Raw genomic sequence first — 20098 nt, forward strand, 5'->3', positions numbered from 1 at the left:
AAAGATGTATATACGGTGAGAAACCGGATGTCCATAGGGTGAACTCCAGATGACTATCCCTCGGCGTTCGACCGTTCGATCATGGTGGTCACCCAGGCCGTGGCCCCGGCGCACCCGAGCGCGATCCCCCACGCCAGCGGCCCCACCGGCTGGCAGCCGAAGAGCTGGCTGAGACCGGGCACGGAGACGATCACGCCCAGCGCCGCCAGGGACGACACCGAGGCGAGCACCACCGTGCGATCCCCGCCGCCCAGCGCCAGCGTCTGCAGCAACTGCGCCGCCACCAGGCCGATGAGCCCCACCGTATCGGCCCGGCCCCGGGTGCCGGTCATCCGGGCCAGCACCCAGGCCGCGCCCGCCGCCACGGCCGTGGTGATGGCGCGCAGGTAGATGTCCCTGGTCAGCGCGGCGCCCAGCGACGCCTCCGGGCCCTCGGCCAGGAGCTTCTCCGGGCTCGCGGCGCTCGGCGGCCGGATGGCCACCGCCATCGCGGGCAACATGTCGGTGAGCAGGTTGACCAGCAGGAGCTGGCGGGCGTTGAGCGCGCTGCGCCCGGTGAGCAGGCTGGAGCCGAGGGTGAAGGCGATCTCCCCGACGTTGCCGCCGAGCAGGATGCCCAGCGCGTCGCGCACGGAGGTCCACATCGCCCGGCCCTCGACGATCGCGTCAATGATCGTCTCGATGCGGTCGTCCACCACGACGATGTCCGCGGCGGCCCTGGTGGCCGGCGCGGCGCGCGACCCGAGGGCCACGCCCACGTCGGCGAGCCGGATCGCGGGCACGTCGTTGGCGCCGTCGCCGGTCACGGCCACGACCTTGCCGGCCTTGCGCCAGCAGGTGACGATCCGGGCCTTGTGCTCGGGCGTCACCCGGGCGAACACCGCCACCTTCGGCAGCTCCTCGGCCAGCGCCTCGTCGTCCAGCTGCTCCAGCTCCGGGCCGGTCATCACGCGCAGGCCGTTCAGGGCGCCGATCTCCGCGGCGATGGCCTCCGCCGTGCTGGGGTGGTCGCCGGTGAGCATGGCGACCCGCACGCCGGCCCGCATCAGGTCCTCCACGCTGCGCTTCGCCGTCGGGCGCACCGGGTCCGCCAGGCCCAGGAACCCGAGGAAGCACAGGTTCTCGATGCGCGACTCGTCGAGGTCGGCGCGGCTCGAGGCGGGGCGCTCGGCGACGGCGAGCACGCGGTAGCCGTGCAGGGCCAGCCGGTCCACCTCCTCCTCCAGCTGCCGCCTCATCCGATCGTCCAGGGGTACGGTCTCCCCGTCGACGACGATGCTCGTGGAGCTGGTGAGCACGATCTCGGGAGCGCCCTTGACGCTCAGCAGCTGTCCCGCCTCCGACCGGCCGAGGACGGCGTGGTAGCCGCGGGCCGGCTCGAAGGGCAGCTCGTCCACGCGGTGCCACGTACGCAGGCCGTACCTCGGGGTGACGCCGAGCTTGCCGGCGCCCTCCACGATCGCGCGGTCCGTGGGGTGCGGGATGGCCCGCCCGCCCTCGAACCTGGGCCCCGCGCGCAGCGCCGCGCCCACGATGGCCCGCAGCTCCGGCGTGGCCTCCTCCACCGACTGCTCGGCCCGGCCGTCCGACACCCGCCGCAGGCTGATGTGACCTTCGGTGAGCGTCCCCGTCTTGTCGAAGCAGAGCACGTCCACGCGGCCCAGCGCCTCGATCGTGGACGGGTTGCGCACCAGCGTGTTGTGCACCGACAGCCGCTTGGCCGAGGCCAGCTCGGCCGCGGTGGCGACGAACGGCAGCCCCTCGGGGACCGCCGCCACCATCATGCTCACCGCCGGGGCGAGCGCCTGCGACAGCGGCGAGCCGCGTACCAGCTCGACGACCATCAGGAGCAGGCCGGAACCGAGAGCCGCCGGGAGGATCCGGCGGCTCAGCGCGCGCAGGCGCAGCTCGACCCCGCTCGGCGGCGGGCCCTCCTGGCTGAGCCTGGCCGTCCTGCCCGCCTCGGTGGCCGCTCCGGTCGCCACGACCACGGCGTACCCGTGGCCGGCCGCGACGGTCGTGCCCTCGTAGACCATCGAGGTGCGGTCCGCGACGGCGGGCGCCGCGGTCGGCGTGTCCGTCTTGGAGACGAGCTGCGACTCGCCGGTGAGGGTGGACTCGTCGATCTCCAGCCCGGCCGCCTGGATGAGCCGCCCGTCCGCCGGTACGGCGTCGCCGGCGCGCAGCTCGATCACGTCCCCGGGAGCCAGGTCGTCGGCGAAGCCCGCCACGGCGCCCGTGGGCCGGCGGATCCGTACCCGGATGGCGGTGGTCTCGGTGAGGCGGTGCAGCGCCCGCGCGACGTTGCGCCGCTGCGCGCCGCCGAGGACGGCGTCCACCACCATCACGCCGCAGATGAGCACGGCGTCCAGCGCGGAGCCGAGCCCGGCCGACACGCCCGCGCCCGCGGCCAGGACCGGGCTCAGCGGGTTGGCCAGCTCGTGCAGGGTCGCGCTGAGCAGGGATTCGGGGCCGGCCGCAGCGGGCCGCGCCGGGCCCGTCCTGCGGCGTGCGGCCTCCGCCTCGCTCAGCCCCTCGGGCGAGGTGGCGAGCCGGGCCAGGACGTCGCGGGCCGCCATGGCGTGCCAGGGCGTGTGGTCGGCGAGGATCGGCGCGGGCCTGCTCCCGGCGCTGCGCCCCATCCACTCACCGACCGTGAGGGTGGCGAGCGCGGTGCAGTCGCGTGCCAGGTTGGCGCGTCCGATGGCGAGCGTGGCGGGGCCGAGGAACGCCAGGCCGGTGCCGACGACCGAGCCGGCGGCCGCCACGAGGACCCCGCGGACGCTCGCCTTCCTGGCCGACGACAGGCACTGCAGCAGCAGGTGCACGCCTTCGAGCCCGCCCATCACGTCGGCGTCCCAGGGGACGCGCCGCGCCCCTTCGAGCACCCCGATGCCCAGGTCGGCCTGGCGCAGCCCGCTGCGCCCCCGCTGCGAGACCACGGCCACGGCGTGGCCCTCCGACTGCAGCACCCGCACGGACGCGCCCAGCCGCGGCCCGTTCTGGACCACGCGGTCCATGCGCAGCCGCTTGGCGAGGGCGGGCTCCCCGCCGGCCAGGACCATGTCGCAGGTGCCCCGCGCCGCCTCGACCAGGGCCTCGGCGAGCGGATGCAGCTCGGGGACCAGGTGGACCAGGGCGATCGGGGTCCCGTCGCGCTTGACCATGACGGTGGTACGGTCCTGCGCTCCATGGGGCTCGGCGCTCCACCCGTCGCGCTCGCGCCGGGCCGAAGGGTCGGCGAGGTCGATCAGCGCGTAGAGCCGGGTGTACAGATCGTCGCCGTCCACGTCGGGGCCGAGCGAGGTCACGTCGTCGATCGCCCACGCGCCCGTGGTGAGCACGGCGGCGTCGAGGACCACGGTGTCGATGCGATCCATGCGGACGAGGACGTCACGGTTGAGCACGATCGTGTCGCGCCCGGCGAGGCCGCGCGCGACGGCGCTGGCGAAGGCCTCCCTGCCGAGGTTCGCGGCCTTGGGGATGCCGGCGATCAGCACGGACAGGCCCCGCTCGCGGTCGCTGCTGAGTACCGTGGTCAGGCCGAGCCCCGCCAGCGACACCGCGCTGGCGGCGTCGGCGTACCGCTCCACGGGCCCGCGGGGCAGCCGGCCCGGGCGCGGCGGTGAGGCGGCCCTGGTGTGGCGGTAGGCCCCCGTCACGGTCGCGAACTGCTCCTCGCGCTGTTCCCACGCCTTGAGCCCGGCACGCGAGTCGACGTACCGGCCGGCCGCGGCGACCGAGTCGATCAGCAGGGACATGGGCCGCATGGCCAGCGTGTGGGAGACGACCCGGGTCATCGCGATCATCGCGTCCGCGCGGGGCTTGCCGATGCGCTCCTCCAGTTCCCTGCGTACCAGGGGGGTGTGCTCGGCCAGCGAGAGGAGACCGGGCACCGCCGCGGACAGCCGCGGGACGCGGGCCAGCCGGCCGGCCAGGGCGAGCCCGGTGCCGGCCAGGTGCAGGCCGAGGCTGACGACGGAGCGGTCCTGCTGCTCCACGCCGTCCCGGGCGGGGGCCGGGGAGCCGTCCCCGGCCCCGTCCTCGGCATCGGCCTCGTCGAGCTCCTCCACGACGGCCACGAGCTTGTCCATGTCGTCCGTCGTGACGTCGCAGGCCACGAAGACGCAGCCGAGCGCCCCGTTCACCTCGGCGCGCCGCACTCCCACCGCTTTGAGGCGGTCTTCCAACTCGCGGGCGCGCCGCTCGGTGCGCGGGCCGCCGATGGTGCGCAGCTCGATACGAGCTCCGCCCGGGCACGGCTGAACCCGGCGGGAGCGCGGGAGGACGCTCCGCACCGGCTCCGGGAGCATGTTCAGCAGCGTGCCAGCGTTGAGCAGGCCGAACAACGCCATGTGGTCTCCCGTCTACGGCGTCGTGGTCACCTGCTCGGTGCGGTGCTCTTTCGCCTGCTTGTCGAGCTCGAAGTCGAGGTGGTCTACCTGGTGGTGGTGCCGGAGGTCCCGGTCGCCTTGCGCGTGGTGCTTCTCGTGGTGCGGGTGCTCTTGGCGGCGGTGCCTCTGGTGGTGCTCCCGGTCGTGCCGCTGGTCGTGGCGGCCCTGCGCCTCGTGGTGGTGCCGGTCGTGCCGCCGGCCGTGGTGGCCCTGCGCCTTGTGGTGGTGCCGGTCGTCGTGGCCGGCTTGGCGGCGGTGCCTCTGGTCGTGCTCCGGGTGGTGCCGCCGGTGGCGGCGGTCGTGCCGCCGGTTGTGGCGGCCCTGCGCCTCGTGGTCGTGCCGGCGGTCGTGGTGCCGGTCGTGCCGCCGGTTGTGGCGGCCCTGCGCCTCGTGGTGGTGCCAGTGGTCGTGGTGCCGGTCGTGCCGCCGGTTGTGGCGGCCCTGCGCCTCGTGGTGGTGCCGGTCGTCGTGGTCCCGGCAGTGCCGCGCCGGGTGGCGGTCGTGGCGCGCTTGGTCGTCCCGGTCGTGGCCCGCCTGCTCGGGGTCGTGGTCTCCCGGGCCGCGGGCTCCCTGGTCGGTGTGGTGGTCGCGCGCTGCCTCCCGAACGCGGCCCGCGGCAGACCCCGCCGGGCGAGGATCGTCCCGGCGCCGATGGCGGCCGCGACGGGCCATTCGAGCACCCCGACCGCGGCGAGCGCGCCGAGCGCGCCGTAATAGGCCATGCGTTCGGGCGGAGGGAGGAACGTCCGGGCGACGTCGACGTAGTGACCGAGCTCCTGCTTGCTGACACGTGGCATCGGGATGTTCGGCATCTGCATCCGTGGCATCTGCATCCGCGGCATGCGTGGCATCTCGATGTGTGGCATTTCTAGGTGTGGCATCCGCATTTCGGGCTGCCGGACCTGGATGCCGAGCATCGGCAGGTCCAGGCTGAACCGCTTGGTGCCATTCCCGTCGGGTCCGGCGGTCGTGCGCCCTCGCGGCTGGGTGACGGCCATGATCCCTCCTAGCAGGACGCGAATTCCTTATATGTCCCTATCCACGGCACGGGTCCTCTAATTCCGGAAGAGAGAGATTTGGGGATTTTTGCTGTCCTTTATCTGTTCCTTGGCTAAAGCCCAGGTCAGGACGAGGACGATCGTGCGCCCGCGAATCCCTCGACGACGCGGCGGACCTTGCCCACGGCCTCGTGGTCGCCGAGGCGCAGCGCGGTGTTCGCCGCCATGAGCACCGCGTCGATCTGGAAGGCCGCGAGCTCGGCGTCCAGGTCGGCGATCTCGCCGGCGGCCACGGCGCCGCGCAGCTCGCCGGCGATGAGCGCGAGCCAGTCGCGGTGGTGGCCGACGAGCGCGTCGCGCACCGGCCCCGGCCGGCTGTCGAAGTCGGGGAGGTTCGCCGCCCAGAAGCAGCCGCCCGCGAACAGGGGAGTCTCGGCGTAGGAGATCCAGCGCTCGGTGAGCGCGCGCAGCCGGGCCACGCCGTGCGGCACGTCCGAAACCGGCCGGATGACGGCGTCGCGGAACGCCTCGCGCGCCGAGGCGACGGTGGCGAGCTGCAGCTTCTCCTTCGTTCCGAAGAGCGTGGCGACCCCGCTCTTGCTGAGCCCGAGGTCGGTGGCCAGCCGGCCGATGCTGAGCCCGTTGAGCCCTTCCAGCGACGCGACGTCCACGGCGTGGCGCGTGATCGTCTGCCTGGCCCGCGCGCCGCGCAGGAGGCGCTGGTCGGAGATCCCGGCCGTCGCGGGGGCGGGTTGCTCGAGCTCGCTCATGGGCCCTCATCATGTCACTTGCTATTAAGTACGAACGATCGTACGTTTTCTTCGTGACTATGACAACAACGCCTCGCACCGTGGCCGCCACGCCATGGGGCGCCGTGTCGATCGTGCTGGTCGGCGCGTTCATGGCGCTTCTGGACTCGTACATCGTCATCGTCGCGGGACCGGCGATCCAGGCCGACCTGGGCGCCTCCGGCGGCGAGCTGCAGTGGATCCTGGTCGGCTACCAGCTCACCTACGCGGTGTTCCTCGTCACCGGTGGCCGGCTCGGCGACCTATACGGCCGGAAGCGGACCTTCGTCGCCGGCATGGCCCTCTTCACGCTGGCGTCCGTCGCGTGCGCGCTCGCCCCGGCCGCGCTCGCCCTCATCGCGGCCCGTCTCGTGCAGGGCCTGGGGGCCGCGCTGATGCTCCCGCAGGTCTACGCGGTCATCACCGTGCTGGTCCCGGAGCAGGGCAGGCACCGCGCGTACGGGGTGCTCGGAGCCGTCATGGGGCTCGCCACCGTCGGCGGCCAGCTCGTCGGCGGCCTGCTGATCGGAGCCGACCTGCTCGGCTCCGGCTGGCGCCCCGTGTTCTGGATCAACGTCCCGATCGGCCTCGTCGCGATCCTGCTCGCGGCCAGGCTCCTGCCGGAGTCGCGGGCGCCGCTCGCGCGCCGGCTCGACCTGCCGGGGGTCGTCGTGCTCAGCGTCGCGCTGTTCCTCCTGGCCTTCCCGCTCATCCAGGGTCGGCAGGCGGGATGGCCCTGGTGGACCTGGGCCTGCCTGGCCGCGGCGATCCCCGCTTTCGCCTTCTTCGTCCTCGTCGAGCGCAGGACCGCCACTCCGCTGGTGCGGATCTCCCTGTTCCGCGCGCGGTCGTTCGCCGTCGGCATCCCTCTCGTCCTGACGATCTACGCGCTGCTCTCGTCGTACTACCTCGTGCTGTCGATCTCCCTCCAGGACGGGCTCGGCATGCCGGCCCTCGGGGCGGGGCTGGTCTATGCGCCGGCCGCCCTCACCTTCTTCGTCTTCAGCGTGGTCGCCGGCCGGCTCGTGCCCAGGTACGGCCGTCGCGTCCTGGAGTTCGGGGCCGTCGTGCTCGCCATCGGGTACGCGGTCACGGCGGTCGTGCTGATCGGCGGCCTGCCGTTCACGCCGGCGGTCGTCATCCCGACGCTCATGCTGCAGAGCGTCGGGGGAGGGCTGCTCATCACGCCGTCGCTCAACGCGGTGCTGGCCCGGACGGACCCCGCGGACGTGGGCATGGCCTCCGGCGTGCTGTCCACCGCCCAGCAGGTCGGCAACGCGCTCGGCGTCGCGCTCATCGGAGTCGTGTTCTTCCACGCCTTCGATCCCGCCACCGGAGACCGGGCCGCCGCGGCGGCCCACGGCCTGGGGATGTCCTCGGTGTTCACCTTCGCCGTCGCGAGCGTGGCGGCGGTCCTGGTGTACCTGCTGCCCGCCCGGAAGGACTGACCGGCGTGCTTCAGGAGGGTCCCCGCGACCACGGCCGGCCGGGTGTCACTCCGATATCAGGCGGGCGGGGAAGCCGCCGGTCGCGATGGGGCCCCAGCGGTCGATGTGGACGCGGATCAGCGACTTGTCCTGGCGCCGCATGGCGGCCCGGTACTCGTCCCAGTCGGGGTGCTCGCCGGCGATGCACCGGTAGTACTCGACCAGGGCTTCGAGGGCGTCGGGCATGTCCAGCACCTCCGCGTGCCCGTCGACCTGGACGTACGGGCCGTTCCAGTCGTCGGACAACACGCAGATGGACACCCGCTCGTCGCGGCGGGCGTTGCGGGCCTTGACCCGGTCGGGATAGGTGGAGACCACGATCCGGCCGTCCTGGTCGACCCCGCAGCTGACGGGTGACAGCTGCGGCCGGCCGTCCTTGCGGGTGGTCGAGAGCAGGCCGTGGTGCCTGGGGCGGAGGAACTCCAGCAGCTCGGGCAGGTCGACGTGGCGTGCGGTGGCGATGTTCGGAGCCATCTCATGTGCCTTTCGGTCATACGAAAACGCTTCGATCCTTTCATCCGAAGCGGCGGCCGCCGGGCGGGAGGCGTTCCCCGGCGTGATAACCCGCCCGGGCGGGGCATCAGGGAGGCGTCGGGGCAATCGGGAGGAGTCGGGCATGTGCGGCATCTGCGGCTGGGTTGACTTCGAGCGGGACCTGATGGGCGAGAGGGCCACCGCGCAGGCCATGACGGACACGATGGCCTGCCGCGGTCCCGACGACCAGGGGCTCTGGATGGCGCCGCACGCCGCCATCGGCCACCGGAGGCTGGCCATCATCGACCTCCCCGGCGGCCGGCAGCCCATGGTCGCCGACGAGGACGGGCTGGAGCCGGCCGTCCTCACGTACAGCGGAGAGGTGTACAACTACCGCGAGCTGCGCGAGGAGCTGGCCGCCCGCGGGCACCGCTTCCGCACCCAGAGCGACACCGAGGTCGTCCTGCGCGCCTACGTCGAGTGGGGCGAGGACCTGGCCGCCCGCCTGAACGGCATGTACGCCTTCGCCGTCTGGGACGCCGAGCGCGAGGAGCTGCTGCTGGTCCGCGACCGCATGGGGATCAAGCCGCTGTACTACTACCCGACCGCCCACGGCGTGCTGTTCGGCTCGGAGCCCAAGGCGATCCTCGCGAACCCGCTCGCCCACCGGGTGATCGACGCCGATGGGCTCCGCGAGCTGGTGGCGTACGTCAAGACGCCGGAGCACGGGATCTTCAAAGGCATGTACGAGGTGCGCCCCGGCCAGCTCATCCGGGTGAGCCGCGACGGGTGCAGCAAGCGCCGCTACTGGCAGCTGGAGTCCCACGAGCACCAGGACGACGTCGACTCCACCGTCAAGACGGTGCGCGACCTGCTGGAGGACATCGTCCACCGCCAGCTCATCAGCGACGTGCCGCTGTGCGCGCTGCTGTCGGGCGGCCTCGACTCCAGCACGATCACCGCGCTCGCCGCCAAGGGCCTGGCGGAGCAGGACCTCGGGAGGGTCCGCTCGTTCGCCGTGGACTTCGCCGGCTACACCGAGCACTTCAAGCCCGACGCGACCCGTTCGACGCCCGACGCGCCGTACGTCCACGAGGTGGCCGAGCACATCGACGCCGAGCACACCGACATCGTGCTCGACTCGCGGGAGCTGATGAACCCGGCCGTGCGGGCCGCCGTGCTGCGCGCCCGGGACCTGCCGATCGGCATCGGCGACATGGACAGCTCGCTCTACCTGCTGTTCGAGGCGATCAGGGGACACTCCACGGTGGCGCTGTCCGGGGAGTCGGCCGACGAGGTGTTCGGCGGCTACCGGTGGTTCCACGACCCCGCGGCGGTGGCGGCCGACACCTTCCCGTGGTTCATCGGCGGCCTCACCGACCGCCTGGGGGTGGAGCAGCTGTTCAAGGAGGACCTGGAGCGCACGCTCGACGTCACCGGCTACCAGGACACGAGCTACCGCCAGGCCATGGCCGAGGTGCCCGAGCTGCCCGGCGAGACGGGGCACGAGCGGCGCATGCGCGAGATCAGCTATCTGCACCTCACCCGGTTCGTGCAGATCCTGCTCGACCGCAAGGACCGGATGAGCATGGCCGTCGGGCTGGAGGTCCGGGTGCCGTTCTGCGACCACCGGTTGGTGGAGTACGTCTTCAACGCCCCCTGGGCGATGAAGACCTTCGACGGGCGGGAGAAGAGCCTGCTACGCGCGGCCGCCGCGGACCTGCTGCCGGAGTCGGTACTCCAGCGCGTCAAGAGCCCCTACCCGGCCACCCAGGACCCCGCCTACGAACAGGCCCTGCGCGAGGAGGCCCGCGCCCTGCTCGAGCGTGACACGCCCTGCGCCCAGCTGCTCGGCCTGGACAAGGCGCGTGCGCTCGTCGACCGCCCCGTGGGCGACTCCAGCTCCCTTGCGGCCCGCGCCTCGCTGGAGCGGCTGCTGCAGCTCGACGCGTGGCTCAGGGAGTACCGGGTCCATCTCGCGCTCTGACCGCTGGCCGAGACGCGGCACGCCGTTCGACGCCCGAGTGAGAGGGGAGCCGCTCGGGACGAAGACGGCGCTACCTGCCGATCAGGAGGTCGGCGTGGGCGTCGGGGTCGGGGTCTCGGAGACCGATGACGTCGGATCGGGGGTCGGGGTCTCGGTGGGCGTTTCCGTCGGAGTGTCGGTCGGTGTCTCGGTCGGCGTCGTAGTCGGCGTCGTGGTCGGCGTCGGGCACGCGGTCGGGGTCTGCCACGCAGGCGTGCCTGGCCACCACTGCCATGCCTGCTTCCAGCCCTTGTACGACCAGATCCGCTTGGTGGGCCGCGACAGGTCGTAGACGGTGGCGGCCGTGGCAGTGGACGTGTCTGTGGCCGTGTCTGTGCCCGTGTCTGTGGTCGTGTCTGTGGCTGTGGCTGTGGCTGTGGGCGTGGACGTCTGGTCGGCGCCGATCGCGGTCACCGACACCCAGTCGTCCTGCTTGACCGCGCTGTTGCCGCGGCGTCCGGCGACGGTGTGCGTGTTGTCGTCGATCGCGTACGTGCGCTCGAAGCCGTCCTGGCTGCGCACGGTGATCGAGTCCTCCGCGACGGCGGTCGCCTGCCCGGTCTGGGCGAACAGGGTCACGGTGCCGCAGCCGTCCTTCGTCGCCACCGCGAACTCGCCGTGCATGGTTCCGACGAACGCCGACGGGTTGATCGGCGCTATGTCAGGAGGCGTCGTGGTGGGCGTGTCCGTGGGTGTTTCGGTCGGAGTGTCGGTCGGTGTTTCGGTCGGTGTCGTGGTCGGTGTCTCCGTGGGTGTCTCGCTGATCGTCGGCGTGGGGGTCGGCGTGCCCGTCGGCGTCGTTCCCGACGCCGCCGAGGCGGCTCCGATCCCGCCCGTCGTCGCCAGGACGACGGCGGCGGCGACGATCAGCGGTCGTGGGACGCGCCTGCGCGGCCCGTCCGTTTCGAATGACAGTTCCTCGTGTGGTTGGTCAGTCGGTGGCACCTTGTCCTCCACATCGGGTTTGTCCGATTAGAACCCCCACGGACTAAGCCACGTGTAAGCCGGCGCCGGGGGATCCGCCCGCACAGCGCTGCCCGCATCCGTCGCCTTCATGCGCCAGATGGTGGACACCTCTTCAGATAGTTAGGTGTGAAATGCGAATATCAGAGTCGTTTGTCCCTTAAGCGATAGGCGGGAGCATGGCAGACGAACACGGCAGGAAGGCGCTGGTGGTGCGCGGCGGCTGGGAGGGTCACGTCCCGGTCGAGGCCACCGAGCTCTTCGTGCCCTTCCTCGAGAAGCAGGGGTTCGAGGTGCATCGGGCGGAGTCTCCTGCGCCGTACGCGGACTCCGCGTTCATGTCCGGCATCGACCTCATCGTGCAGTGCTACACGATGGGCACGATCGAGAGGGAGGAGCTGAGCGGGCTGGAGGCCGCGATCCGCGCGGGCACCGGGATGGCCGGCTGGCACGGCGGCATCGCCGACTCCTACCGCAACTCCTCCGACTACCTGCATCTCATCGGCGGGCAGTTCGCCTGCCATCCCGGCAAGGACCCGGCCGAGCGGGAAGGCACGCAGGCCGACAACTTCGTGCCGTACACCGTCAACATGCTGCCCGAGGCGGCCACGCACCCCATCACCGAGGGCATCGCCGACTTCAACCTCGTCACCGAGCAGTACTGGGTCCTGGCCGACGACTACATCGACGTGCTGGCGACGACGACGCAGCAGGTCCGCCCGTGGGATCCCTGGCACCGGGAGGTCACCTCGCCGGCGATCTGGACCCGCCGGTGGGGGAACGGGAAGATCTTCGTCACCACCCCCGGGCACAGCCTCGACGTCCTGCAGAACGACAGCGTGCGCACCATCATCGAAAGGGGAATGTTGTGGGCCAGCCGGTGAACGTCGGCGTCGTGGGGTGCGGGGCGATCTCGGCCCAGTACTTCCGGACCATCGACCGGTTGCCGCAGCTGCGGCTGGTGGCCGTGGCCGATCTGGATCTCGACCGGGCCCGGGAGGCGGTGCGCCCCTATGAGGGGGTCGACGTGCTGAGCGTGGCGGAGCTGCTGGCGGACCCGCGCGTGGACGTCGTGCTCAACCTCACCATTCCCGCCGCCCACGCCGAGGTCGCGCTGCAGGCCATAGCGGCCGGCAAGGACGTCTACTGCGAGAAGCCCCTTGCCGCGACGACCGCGGACGCCACGCGCGTGCTCGAGGCGGCCGCAGCCGCTCAGGTACGCGTGGGGTGCGCGCCCGACACGGTGCTGGGCACGGGCACGCAGACCGCGCGCGAGGCCATCGACGACGGCCGGATCGGCAGGCCGATCGCGGCGACCGCGACGATGATGACGCCCGGTCACGAACGCTGGCATCCGAACCCCGACTTCTACTACGTCCCCGGCGGTGGCCCGCTCCTGGACATGGGGCCGTACTACATCACCAGCCTGGTGACGCTGCTCGGGCCGGTGGCGCGCGTCATCGGCGCGGCCAACCGTACGCGTGCCAAGCGCACCATCGGTTCGGGCCCCCGCCAGGGCGAGGAGATCCCGGTCATGGTCGACACCCACGTCACCGGGGTGCTGGTGCACGCCTCGGGCGCGCTGTCCACGCTGGTGATGAGCTTCGACGGCGCGGCGACCAAGGCGCCCAACATCGAGGTGCACGGTGAGCAGGGCTCGCTCGTCGTACCCGACCCGAACCGCTTCGACGGCCAGGTCCTGATCTCGGGCAAGGACGGCTGGCAGGAGCTTCCGGAGTCGGCCGGCTACGTCGGGGCCGGGCGCGGCGTGGGGCTGCTCGACTTCGCGGCGGACCAGGAGCTCCGCGCGGGCGGCTCGCTGGCCTTCCACGTGCTCGACGTCATGGAGTCGCTGCTGGCCGCGGCGGGCTCGGGCACGGCGGTGACCATCACGAGCACGTGCGAACGTCCTCGTCCCGTGGCCCTCCATTCGAGCGTGTCGTAACCGAGTGCGCCCGATCGGGCACTTACCGTTAGAACATGGACACCGTGGATCTCGCTCGCTGGCAGTTCGGGATCGTCACGGTGTACCACTTCCTGTTCGTGCCGCTCACGATCGGGCTGTCGGTGCTGGTGGCGATCCTGAACACGGCCTGGGTACGCACCGGCAACCCGGCCTACCTGCGCGCCACCAAGTTCTGGGGCACGCTCTTCCTGATCAACTTCGCCATGGGCGTGGTGACGGGGATCGTGCAGGAGTTCCAGTTCGGGATGAACTGGAGCTCCTACTCCAGGTTCGTCGGTGACGTCTTCGGCGCCCCGCTCGCGCTGGAGGCGCTGCTGGCGTTCTTCCTGGAGTCGACATTCCTGGGGCTGTGGATGTTCGGCTGGGACCGGCTGCCCAAACTGGTGCACCTCGCGTGCATCTGGACGGTCGCGATCGGCAGCATGGTGTCCGCCTACTTCATCCTGGCCGCCAACTCGTTCATGCAGTGGCCGGTGGGCTTCACCGTCGACCGGCGGGCGGAGCTGACCGACTTCGGGGCCGTGCTGACCAACAAGGTCCTGCTGGCCACCTTCCCGCACACCATCCTGGGCTGCTGGCTGGCCGGCGGGGTGATCCTCATGGCCGTCTCCGCCTGGCACCTGGCCAGGAAGCGGGACGCCGACGTCTTCCGCCCGTCCCTCCGGCTCGGCGCGGTCGCGGTGCTCGTGGGCGCCGTCGGCACCCTTGGCACCGGCGACGTCCTCGGCAAGATCATGACGCAGACGCAGCCGATGAAGATGGCCGCCGCCGAGGCGCTCTACGAAACCCGGCAGCCGGCGCCGTTCTCCCTGTTCACCATCGGGACGCTCGACGGCACGAGGCCGATCTTCGCGCTGGAGATCCCGGGCCTGCTGTCCCAGCTGGCCACCGGCTCGTTCGACGGCAAGGTGCACGGCGTCAACGACCTCCAGCGGGAGTACCAGCGCAGGTTCGGCCCGGGGGACTACCGTCCCTACATCCCGCTCGCCTACTGGTCCTTCCGGCTGATGATCGGCTTCGGCATGCTCGCGGGGCTGGTGGCCCTCGTCCTGCTCTGGCTGACCCGCGGCGGACGCGTACGCGGCAAGGGCTGGATCTGGCGGGCCGCCGTGTGGTCCGTCGTGCTGCCCTTCCTCGCGCACAGCTTCGGCTGGATCTTCACCGAGACGGCCAGGCAGCCGTGGATCGTCTTCAGCCAGATGAAGACCGTTCACGGCGTCTCGCCCAGCATCGGGGTGGGCACCGTGCTCACCTCGCTGATCGTCTTCACCCTCCTGTACGGCGTGCTGGCCGTGGTGGAGGCCGGTCTCATGATCAAGTACGGCCGGATGGCCCCGCCGTCCGGCGACAGCACCGAGCCAGGCGAGCCGTCGCCCGCCTACTAGTCGCCCGCCTACCAGTCGCCCGACTACCTGGGGAGAGATCGCGGCATGGAGCTCACCGACGTCTGGTTCGTGGCGATCGCCGTGCTCTGGCTCGGCTACTTCGTCCTGGAGGGGTTCGACTTCGGCGTCGGCATGCTGCTGCCCGTCGTCGCCAGGAACGACGCGGAACGCCACGCGATGATCGAGACGATCGGGCCCGTCTGGGACGGCAACGAGGTGTGGCTGATCACCGCGGGAGCGGCCACGTTCGCCGCCTTCCCCGAGTGGTACGCCTCGCTGTTCAGCGCGTTCTACCTGCCGCTGCTGGTGATCCTGGTGGCGCTGATCGTGCGCGGGGTGGCCTTCGAGTATCGGGGCAAGCGCGACTCCCCGACCTGGCGGCGGCGGTGGGACGCCGGCATCGTGGCGGGCTCGTTCGTGCCGGCGCTGCTGTGGGGCGTCGCCTTCGCGAACATCGTGCGGGGCCTGCGGCTCGACTCCCGCCACGAGTACGTGGGCACGGTGGGGGACCTGCTCAACCCGTACGCGCTGTTCGGCGGGCTGACGACGCTGGCGCTGTTCGCCACGCACGGGGCCGTGTTCCTGGCGCTGAAGAGCGCGGGGGAGATCAGCCGGCGCGCGGTCGCGGTGGCGGTGCGGACGGGCGTCGTCGCGGCGGTGCTCGCGGTGGTCTTCCTGGCCTGGACGCAGCTCCAGGGCGGGAGCCCCGCCACGGTCGTCCTGGCGGTCCTGGCCGTCGTCGCCTTCGCGTCCTCGCTGGTCGCCGTGGGCCGGGGCCGCCAGGGCTGGGCGTTCCTGCTGTCGGCGGTCGCCATCGGCCTGACCGTGATCAGCCTGTTCACGGTCCTCTATCCCGACGTCCTGCCCTCGACGATCAACCCGGCCTACAGCCTGACCGCCCGCAACGCGGCCGCGACCCCGAAGACGCTCGGCCTCATGACCTGGGTCGCGGTGATCTTCCTGCCTCTGGTGCTGCTGTACCAGGGCTGGACGTACTGGGTCTTCCGCCACCGGATCGGCGTCGGCTGACGTCCATCACCTGGCGGCGACCTGCGCTTGATCATCGCACGCGGCCTCGCCACGGATATCATCATCGGAGCCGGGGAGGAGAAGGAGCCCTCATGAGCGAGATCGCCGACCGCTATCGGACCCGAGCCGACATCTTCGCGGCCAAGATCGCCGCAGTCGCTCCCGGCCAGTGGTCCCACCCGTCCCCCTGCGCGGAATGGACCGCCAGAGACGTCGTCGGCCACATCGTCGACATGCACGCCGCGATGCTCAGCCCGCTCGGCAGGTCGCTCAGCCCCGCGCCGCCCGTCGAGGAAGACCCGGCCGCCGCCTTCGCCTCCGCGCGTGCGGACGTCGAGCCGCTGCTCACCGACCCGGCCGCCGCCGCGCGGGAGATCGACACCCCCGGCGGGCGCATGTCCGTCGAGCGGCACATCGACCAGGTCGTCAGCGCCGACATGGTGCTCCACGGCTGGGATCTCGCCCGCGCGACCGGCCAGGACGACACGATCGACCCGGCCGAGATCGAGGAGATGTGGCCCGCCGTCCAGCGGATCCCCGAGGAGATGCGCATCCCCGGCGCCTTCGGCCCGGGCGTCGTCGTCTTCGGCCCCGAGGTCGCGGTGCCCGGCGACGCTCCGCTCCAGCATCGCGTCCTCGGTCTGCTCGGCCGCGACCCCCACTGGTCCGCCTGACCGGAGCCCCGCGATCACCTCGCGGGCGCCTCCGGGGTGCGCGTGACCTTCGAGCCCAGCCAGGACACGAGCCCGGTCAGCGACTCGGCCGTCTGACTGATCACGTAGAACAGCTTCGGCGGCACGTGCGGGAGCAGCGCGGAGTGCCGGTGGCCGAGCAGCGTGAACATCTGCCCCGGCGGCAGGTCGATGTAGCGCGGCAGGTTCTCGTACCACTGGGCGCTGCGGTGGGCACTCTTCTGGGTGCCCTGGATCGCGGTTTTGCGGTCGCGCTCGTAGCGGGCGAGGGCGGCCGGCAGCGTCGCCTCCTCGTACAGCGCGTTGACCAGGCCGGCGGCGTCCCCGAGCGCGAGGGCGGTGCCGGCGCCGATGGAGTAGTGCGTGGTGTGCGCGGCGTCCCCGAGCAGGACGACGTTGTCGCGGTGCCACGTGCGGCAGGTCAGGGTGCGGAAGTTCAGCCAGTGCGAGCTGCCGTCGGGGTGTGCCCGGCCGATCAGCGGGTGCCCGTCCAGGATCTCGGAGAAGAGCTTCTCCAGGAGGGCCAGGCTGTCGGCCTCGTCTGCCTCGTGGAACCCGAGCCCTCGCCAGGTCGCGGGGGAGCACTCGACGACGCAGGTGCTGTGCGTCCGGCTGAATCCGTAGCCGTAGCACCAGATCCAGCCGTGCGGGGTCTCCGTGAAGGCGAAGGTGAAGTCCTTGAAGATCCGGGTGGTGCCGAGCCAGGTGTAGAAGTTGTTCCCGACCGCGAACTCGGGGCCGAAGTGGTCGGCGTGGCGCTGCCGCAGCGTGCTCTTGACGCCGTCGCCGGCGACGATGAGCTCGGCCTCGGGCAGCTCGTGCTCGCCGGTGATCTCGCGCTCGAACTCGACGCGTACGCCGAGCGCGCGGGCCCGTTCGACGAGGATGTCGAGCAGGAGGTGCCGGCCGATGCCGTAGCCCTCGTCGCCGTGATCCACCGTCACGGTCGCGCGGTCGCGGATGTGCGCGACCCAGCTGTCCCAGTGGACCGAGTTCGCGCGGATGGCGCTCGCGGACTCGGGGTCGGCGGCGAGCAGGTAGCCGAGCAGCTCGTCCCAGTAGGTCACGCCCCAGCCGTACGTCGATCCGGCCGGGTTCCGCTCGTAGACGGTGATGTCGTGGGACGGGTCCACCCGCTTCATCAGGATGGAGAAGTACAGATTGGCGGGTCCGCCACCGACGCAGGCGACCTTCACAAGAGCCCCCGAAATACCCAAGGTAACCTATTTGTCACTAAGAGTAACAGGGCTCGGTCGGTTGCCTGGGAGCGGGGGCGTTCCGGAGGACAGGACGAGCGCGTCCGCTCAGAGGATCAGCTCGTACTCGATCTGCTCGATCGGGTTGCCGTCGCCGAAGTCGTGGCCGCGGACCGCGCCGGACTCCGTGAAGCCGCTCTTGGCGTAGAAACGGCGGGACTGGGGCGTGCCACGCAGCGTCCACAGATGGATCCGCCCGAAGCCCTCCTCGCGGATCCTGTCCAGGGACGCGGTCATCAGGGCACCCGCGATGCCGGTGCCCCAGCCGTCGGGGTGGCCGTAGAAGCCGAAGATCTCCGCTGACTCCGGGTGCGCCGGCGAGGCGCCGAAGTAGGAGAACGCCAGCGGTCGCCCGTCCAGCGCGGCCAGCAGGATGGTGTCCTTGTCCTCGGCGAGCACGCCGTGCCATTTGCCGCGCCGGTGGCTCACCGCCTCGTCGAAGAACTCCGTAGAGAAGAATCCGGCATAGGCGGCCTTCCATGACTCGGCGTGGATCTCGCCCACCGCGTCCCCGTCGCCGGGAGATGCCGGGAACACGTTGATTGCTCCGTTCATGGGAAAACGCTATCGCCGCGTGCGACCCTGCGGATGGCGTCGATGAGCTCGTCCACGTGGGGCAAACCGATGTCGATCACCGCCACGTCGGGGCGGTGCTGGTCGGCGGCAGAGCCCCTGATGAGCAAGGCCGAAAGCGACACGATGCCCGGCTATTCGGACAAGCCGGCCGGTCACCGCTTGCCCGGCTTCCGGCCGCCGGGCTGAACTGGCACCGGTCAAGCAGGGCGCCACAACCCCCTCATCGACGACGTTCAGGAGTCCGGCAATGGCTGTTGACGAACCATCTACGGGAAAGGCGCGCCTGGCCGGGCGCTTCGTCTGGCACTACATCGAGATGGTCATCGCGATGAGCCTCGGGATGCTGCTGCTCGGCCTGGTGTGGAGCGCGGTCCTGCCGGGGGACACCCGGTTCGACGTCAGCACGTTGATCATGGCCGCCGACATGACCGTCGGCATGGCGGTCTGGATGCGGGTGCGCCGCCACGGCTGGGCCGCCGTCGGCGAGATGAGCCTGGCGATGTTCGCGCCGTTCCTCGTGCTGCTCGTCCCGTACTGGTTCGGCGCGTTGCCGGGCCACCTGGTGATGTCGATCGGGCACACGCTGATGTTCGTCCTCATGGCCGTGGCCATGCTGTGGCGGCGCGAGGAGTACCTCCACCATCACCACCGCCTGCGCGTCCCGTGGAAGTGGGTCAGAAGGACGGCCGTGGTGCTGGCCGTGCTGCTGATCCCCGCTTCGGTCTCAGCCGTGAACACCATCGGCAAGTTCGGCGACCTGTACCGGGCGCGCTCGGACGCCGCGTCGGCCCAGCCGGTGGCCAAGGCCCATGATCCGGCCAAGCCCACGGTGGCCTTCCTGGTCGGCGGCAAGGGCTCCAACGTGGCCGACCTGCTCGGGCCGTACGAGGTGCTGGCGGGCACCGGCCGGGTGAACACCTACGTCGTCTCGGCGGGACCCCGGCTGGTGCCCCTGACCGGCGGCCTGGACATCGTGCCGGACCTGACGTTCGACGAGCTGACGCGGCTGATGAGCGAGCGGGACGACAACCTCGACGCCGTGGTGATCCCGGCCCTGCAGCCGCCCGATCCGGCCGAGTCCGCCTCGATCCGCGCCTGGCTGCGGCAGCAGTCGGCCGCCGGCGCGCTGACCGTCAGCGTCTGCGCCGGCGCCCGTACGTTCGCCGCGAGCGGGCTGCTGGACGGCAGGCCCGCCACCTCCCACTGGCTGCGGCTGTCCGGGCTGCGGAAGGACTTCCCCGACGTCAGGTGGACGGGCGGCACGCGGTACGTCGACGACGGGAACGTGATCACCACCGGCGGCGTGCTGTCGGGGGTGGACGGCGGCCTCCGGATCGTCGAACGGCTGCTCGACGCGGACACCGCGCGTGCGGCGGCGCAGCGGGTCCACTGGCGCCACTACCTGCCCGGCAGGGCCGCGCAGATCCCCCAATCCGCTCTGGAGCCGTCGGACGTGGTCGTCGCGCTCAACGCCTCCTACCAGACCGGGCCGACGACCATCGGCGTCCAGCTCACCGAGGGCGTCGGGGAGCTGGAGCTCGCCTCCGCGTTCGTCTCCTACACCGAGGAGTCCATGGTCGGGCGCACCGTCGCGGTCGGCGACGGCGTGATCCACTCCAAGCACGGACTGACGTTCGTCCCGCGTTCGACGGTCTCGGCGGCCGGCCTCGACCGCCTCCTCGTGCCGGGGCTGGACGCCGCGAGCCGCCGCGCGGCGGCCACCACGGGGCCGCGGCCCGAGTACCTCCACGTCAATCCGGAGTTCGCGTTCGACCCGGTGCTGCGCGACCTCGCCCGCACCTACGACGTGCGGACCGCCCGGTTCACCGCCAAGACGCTGGAGTACCCGGTGCTCGACGTCAAGCTGACCGGCAGCGCCTGGCCGTGGTCCGCCACCCTCGTCCCCGTGCTGCTCGCCCTGCTGGGCGGCGCCGCCGCCGTCGCGACCGGCATGGTGTCCCGCCGGATCCGTGCCCGGCGCCCGGAACCGTCCGACGCGCCGGCCCCCGAGGAGCCGCCGGTGACGACGGCTCCCGAGCGCTGACCCCCTCCGCGTGGTATCGG

Annotated in this window: 16 protein-coding genes; 10 read left to right on the forward strand and 6 right to left on the reverse strand. The window is 71.6% G+C overall.

The window, feature by feature from the left end; genetic code table 11:
- Positions 1-53: 53 nt before the first annotated feature.
- Positions 54-4355: a cation-transporting P-type ATPase gene (locus AB0J87_RS29870; protein WP_363970403.1), complete on the reverse strand. Its 4302-nt coding sequence runs from the start codon at positions 4353-4355 to the stop codon at positions 54-56.
- A 42-nt stretch (positions 4356-4397) separates the two neighbouring features.
- Here AB0J87_RS29870 and AB0J87_RS29875 point away from each other — a divergent pair, with 42 nt between their 5' ends.
- On the forward strand, positions 4398-5108 hold the full coding sequence (locus tag AB0J87_RS29875; protein ID WP_363970405.1) for a hypothetical protein: 711 nt from the start codon (positions 4398-4400) through the stop codon (positions 5106-5108).
- A gap of 409 nt (positions 5109-5517) precedes the next feature.
- On the opposite strand, the gene AB0J87_RS29880 is transcribed toward AB0J87_RS29875, so the two are convergent.
- Positions 5518-6162, reverse strand: coding sequence for a TetR/AcrR family transcriptional regulator (locus tag AB0J87_RS29880; RefSeq protein ID WP_350726082.1), 645 nt, complete (start codon positions 6160-6162; stop codon positions 5518-5520).
- Between the two features lie 59 nt (positions 6163-6221).
- On the opposite strand from AB0J87_RS29880, the gene AB0J87_RS29885 reads away from it, so the two are divergent.
- Positions 6222-7628, forward strand: coding sequence for an MFS transporter (locus AB0J87_RS29885; RefSeq protein WP_363970407.1), 1407 nt, complete (start codon positions 6222-6224; stop codon positions 7626-7628).
- Positions 7629-7673: 45 nt separating this feature from the next.
- On the opposite strand, the gene AB0J87_RS29890 is transcribed toward AB0J87_RS29885, so the two are convergent.
- The gene (locus tag AB0J87_RS29890) at positions 7674-8141 is read right to left on the reverse strand and encodes a PPOX class F420-dependent oxidoreductase (RefSeq protein WP_363970409.1); all 468 of its coding nucleotides are present in this window, start codon (positions 8139-8141) and stop codon (positions 7674-7676) included.
- 142 nt (positions 8142-8283) lie between these two features.
- On the opposite strand from AB0J87_RS29890, the gene asnB reads away from it, so the two are divergent.
- Positions 8284-10128, forward strand: coding sequence for an asparagine synthase (glutamine-hydrolyzing) (gene asnB / locus AB0J87_RS29895; RefSeq protein ID WP_363970411.1), 1845 nt, complete (start codon positions 8284-8286; stop codon positions 10126-10128).
- 81 nt (positions 10129-10209) lie between these two features.
- Here asnB and AB0J87_RS29900 read toward each other — a convergent pair whose 3' ends face one another.
- The gene (locus AB0J87_RS29900; RefSeq protein WP_363970413.1) at positions 10210-11112 is read right to left on the reverse strand and encodes a hypothetical protein; all 903 of its coding nucleotides are present in this window, start codon (positions 11110-11112) and stop codon (positions 10210-10212) included.
- A gap of 197 nt (positions 11113-11309) precedes the next feature.
- Between AB0J87_RS29900 and AB0J87_RS29905 the strand changes: the two genes are divergently transcribed.
- From AB0J87_RS29905 to AB0J87_RS29925, 5 genes are all read left to right on the forward strand, one after another.
- The gene (locus AB0J87_RS29905; RefSeq protein WP_363970415.1) at positions 11310-12014 is read left to right on the forward strand and encodes a ThuA domain-containing protein; all 705 of its coding nucleotides are present in this window, start codon (positions 11310-11312) and stop codon (positions 12012-12014) included.
- Complete coding sequence (locus AB0J87_RS29910; protein WP_363970417.1) at positions 11999-13075, forward strand: Gfo/Idh/MocA family oxidoreductase; 1077 nt, start codon at positions 11999-12001, stop codon at positions 13073-13075. Before AB0J87_RS29905 ends, AB0J87_RS29910 begins: the two co-directional genes overlap by 16 nt.
- Before the next feature lie 35 nt (positions 13076-13110).
- On the forward strand, positions 13111-14481 hold the full coding sequence (locus AB0J87_RS29915; RefSeq protein ID WP_363970419.1) for a cytochrome ubiquinol oxidase subunit I: 1371 nt from the start codon (positions 13111-13113) through the stop codon (positions 14479-14481).
- A 45-nt stretch (positions 14482-14526) separates the two neighbouring features.
- The gene (cydB, locus tag AB0J87_RS29920) at positions 14527-15510 is read left to right on the forward strand and encodes a cytochrome d ubiquinol oxidase subunit II (protein ID WP_363970421.1); all 984 of its coding nucleotides are present in this window, start codon (positions 14527-14529) and stop codon (positions 15508-15510) included.
- 92 nt (positions 15511-15602) lie between these two features.
- The gene (locus tag AB0J87_RS29925) at positions 15603-16184 is read left to right on the forward strand and encodes a TIGR03086 family metal-binding protein (RefSeq protein ID WP_350726063.1); all 582 of its coding nucleotides are present in this window, start codon (positions 15603-15605) and stop codon (positions 16182-16184) included.
- A 14-nt stretch (positions 16185-16198) separates the two neighbouring features.
- Here AB0J87_RS29925 and AB0J87_RS29930 read toward each other — a convergent pair whose 3' ends face one another.
- The gene (locus AB0J87_RS29930; protein WP_363970423.1) at positions 16199-17398 is read right to left on the reverse strand and encodes an FAD-dependent monooxygenase; all 1200 of its coding nucleotides are present in this window, start codon (positions 17396-17398) and stop codon (positions 16199-16201) included.
- A 108-nt stretch (positions 17399-17506) separates the two neighbouring features.
- Positions 17507-18013: a GNAT family N-acetyltransferase gene (locus tag AB0J87_RS29935; RefSeq protein WP_363970425.1), complete on the reverse strand. Its 507-nt coding sequence runs from the start codon at positions 18011-18013 to the stop codon at positions 17507-17509.
- A gap of 69 nt (positions 18014-18082) precedes the next feature.
- Between AB0J87_RS29935 and AB0J87_RS29940 the strand changes: the two genes are divergently transcribed.
- Positions 18083-18220 (forward strand): hypothetical protein, encoded by a 138-nt coding sequence (locus AB0J87_RS29940; protein WP_363970427.1) that lies wholly within the window; start codon positions 18083-18085, stop codon positions 18218-18220.
- A 61-nt stretch (positions 18221-18281) separates the two neighbouring features.
- On the forward strand, positions 18282-20078 hold the full coding sequence (locus AB0J87_RS29945) for a DJ-1/PfpI family protein (RefSeq protein WP_363970429.1): 1797 nt from the start codon (positions 18282-18284) through the stop codon (positions 20076-20078).
- The last annotated feature ends 20 nt before the right edge of the window (positions 20079-20098 follow it).

This window comes from Nonomuraea sp. NPDC049625, from assembly GCF_040675285.1.
Classification (GTDB): Bacteria; Actinomycetota; Actinomycetes; order Streptosporangiales; family Streptosporangiaceae; genus Nonomuraea; species Nonomuraea angiospora_A.

What these genes read in the sequence shown, in the direction of transcription:
- AB0J87_RS29870 (WP_363970403.1), bottom strand. Translation starts at nt 4,355, where the DNA reads ATGGCGTTGTTCGGCCTGCTCAACGCTGGCACGCTGCTGAACATGCTC.
- AB0J87_RS29880 (WP_350726082.1), bottom strand. Translation starts at nt 6,162, where the DNA reads ATGAGCGAGCTCGAGCAACCCGCCCCCGCGACGGCCGGGATCTCCGAC.
- AB0J87_RS29885 (WP_363970407.1), top strand. Translation starts at nt 6,222, where the DNA reads ATGACAACAACGCCTCGCACCGTGGCCGCCACGCCATGGGGCGCCGTG.
- AB0J87_RS29890 (WP_363970409.1), bottom strand. Translation starts at nt 8,141, where the DNA reads ATGGCTCCGAACATCGCCACCGCACGCCACGTCGACCTGCCCGAGCTG.
- asnB (WP_363970411.1), top strand. Translation starts at nt 8,284, where the DNA reads ATGTGCGGCATCTGCGGCTGGGTTGACTTCGAGCGGGACCTGATGGGC.
- AB0J87_RS29905 (WP_363970415.1), top strand. Translation starts at nt 11,310, where the DNA reads ATGGCAGACGAACACGGCAGGAAGGCGCTGGTGGTGCGCGGCGGCTGG.
- AB0J87_RS29915 (WP_363970419.1), top strand. Translation starts at nt 13,111, where the DNA reads ATGGACACCGTGGATCTCGCTCGCTGGCAGTTCGGGATCGTCACGGTG.
- cydB (WP_363970421.1), top strand. Translation starts at nt 14,527, where the DNA reads ATGGAGCTCACCGACGTCTGGTTCGTGGCGATCGCCGTGCTCTGGCTC.
- AB0J87_RS29925 (WP_350726063.1), top strand. Translation starts at nt 15,603, where the DNA reads ATGAGCGAGATCGCCGACCGCTATCGGACCCGAGCCGACATCTTCGCG.
- AB0J87_RS29935 (WP_363970425.1), bottom strand. Translation starts at nt 18,013, where the DNA reads ATGAACGGAGCAATCAACGTGTTCCCGGCATCTCCCGGCGACGGGGAC.
- AB0J87_RS29940 (WP_363970427.1), top strand. Translation starts at nt 18,083, where the DNA reads ATGTCGATCACCGCCACGTCGGGGCGGTGCTGGTCGGCGGCAGAGCCC.
- AB0J87_RS29945 (WP_363970429.1), top strand. Translation starts at nt 18,282, where the DNA reads ATGGCTGTTGACGAACCATCTACGGGAAAGGCGCGCCTGGCCGGGCGC.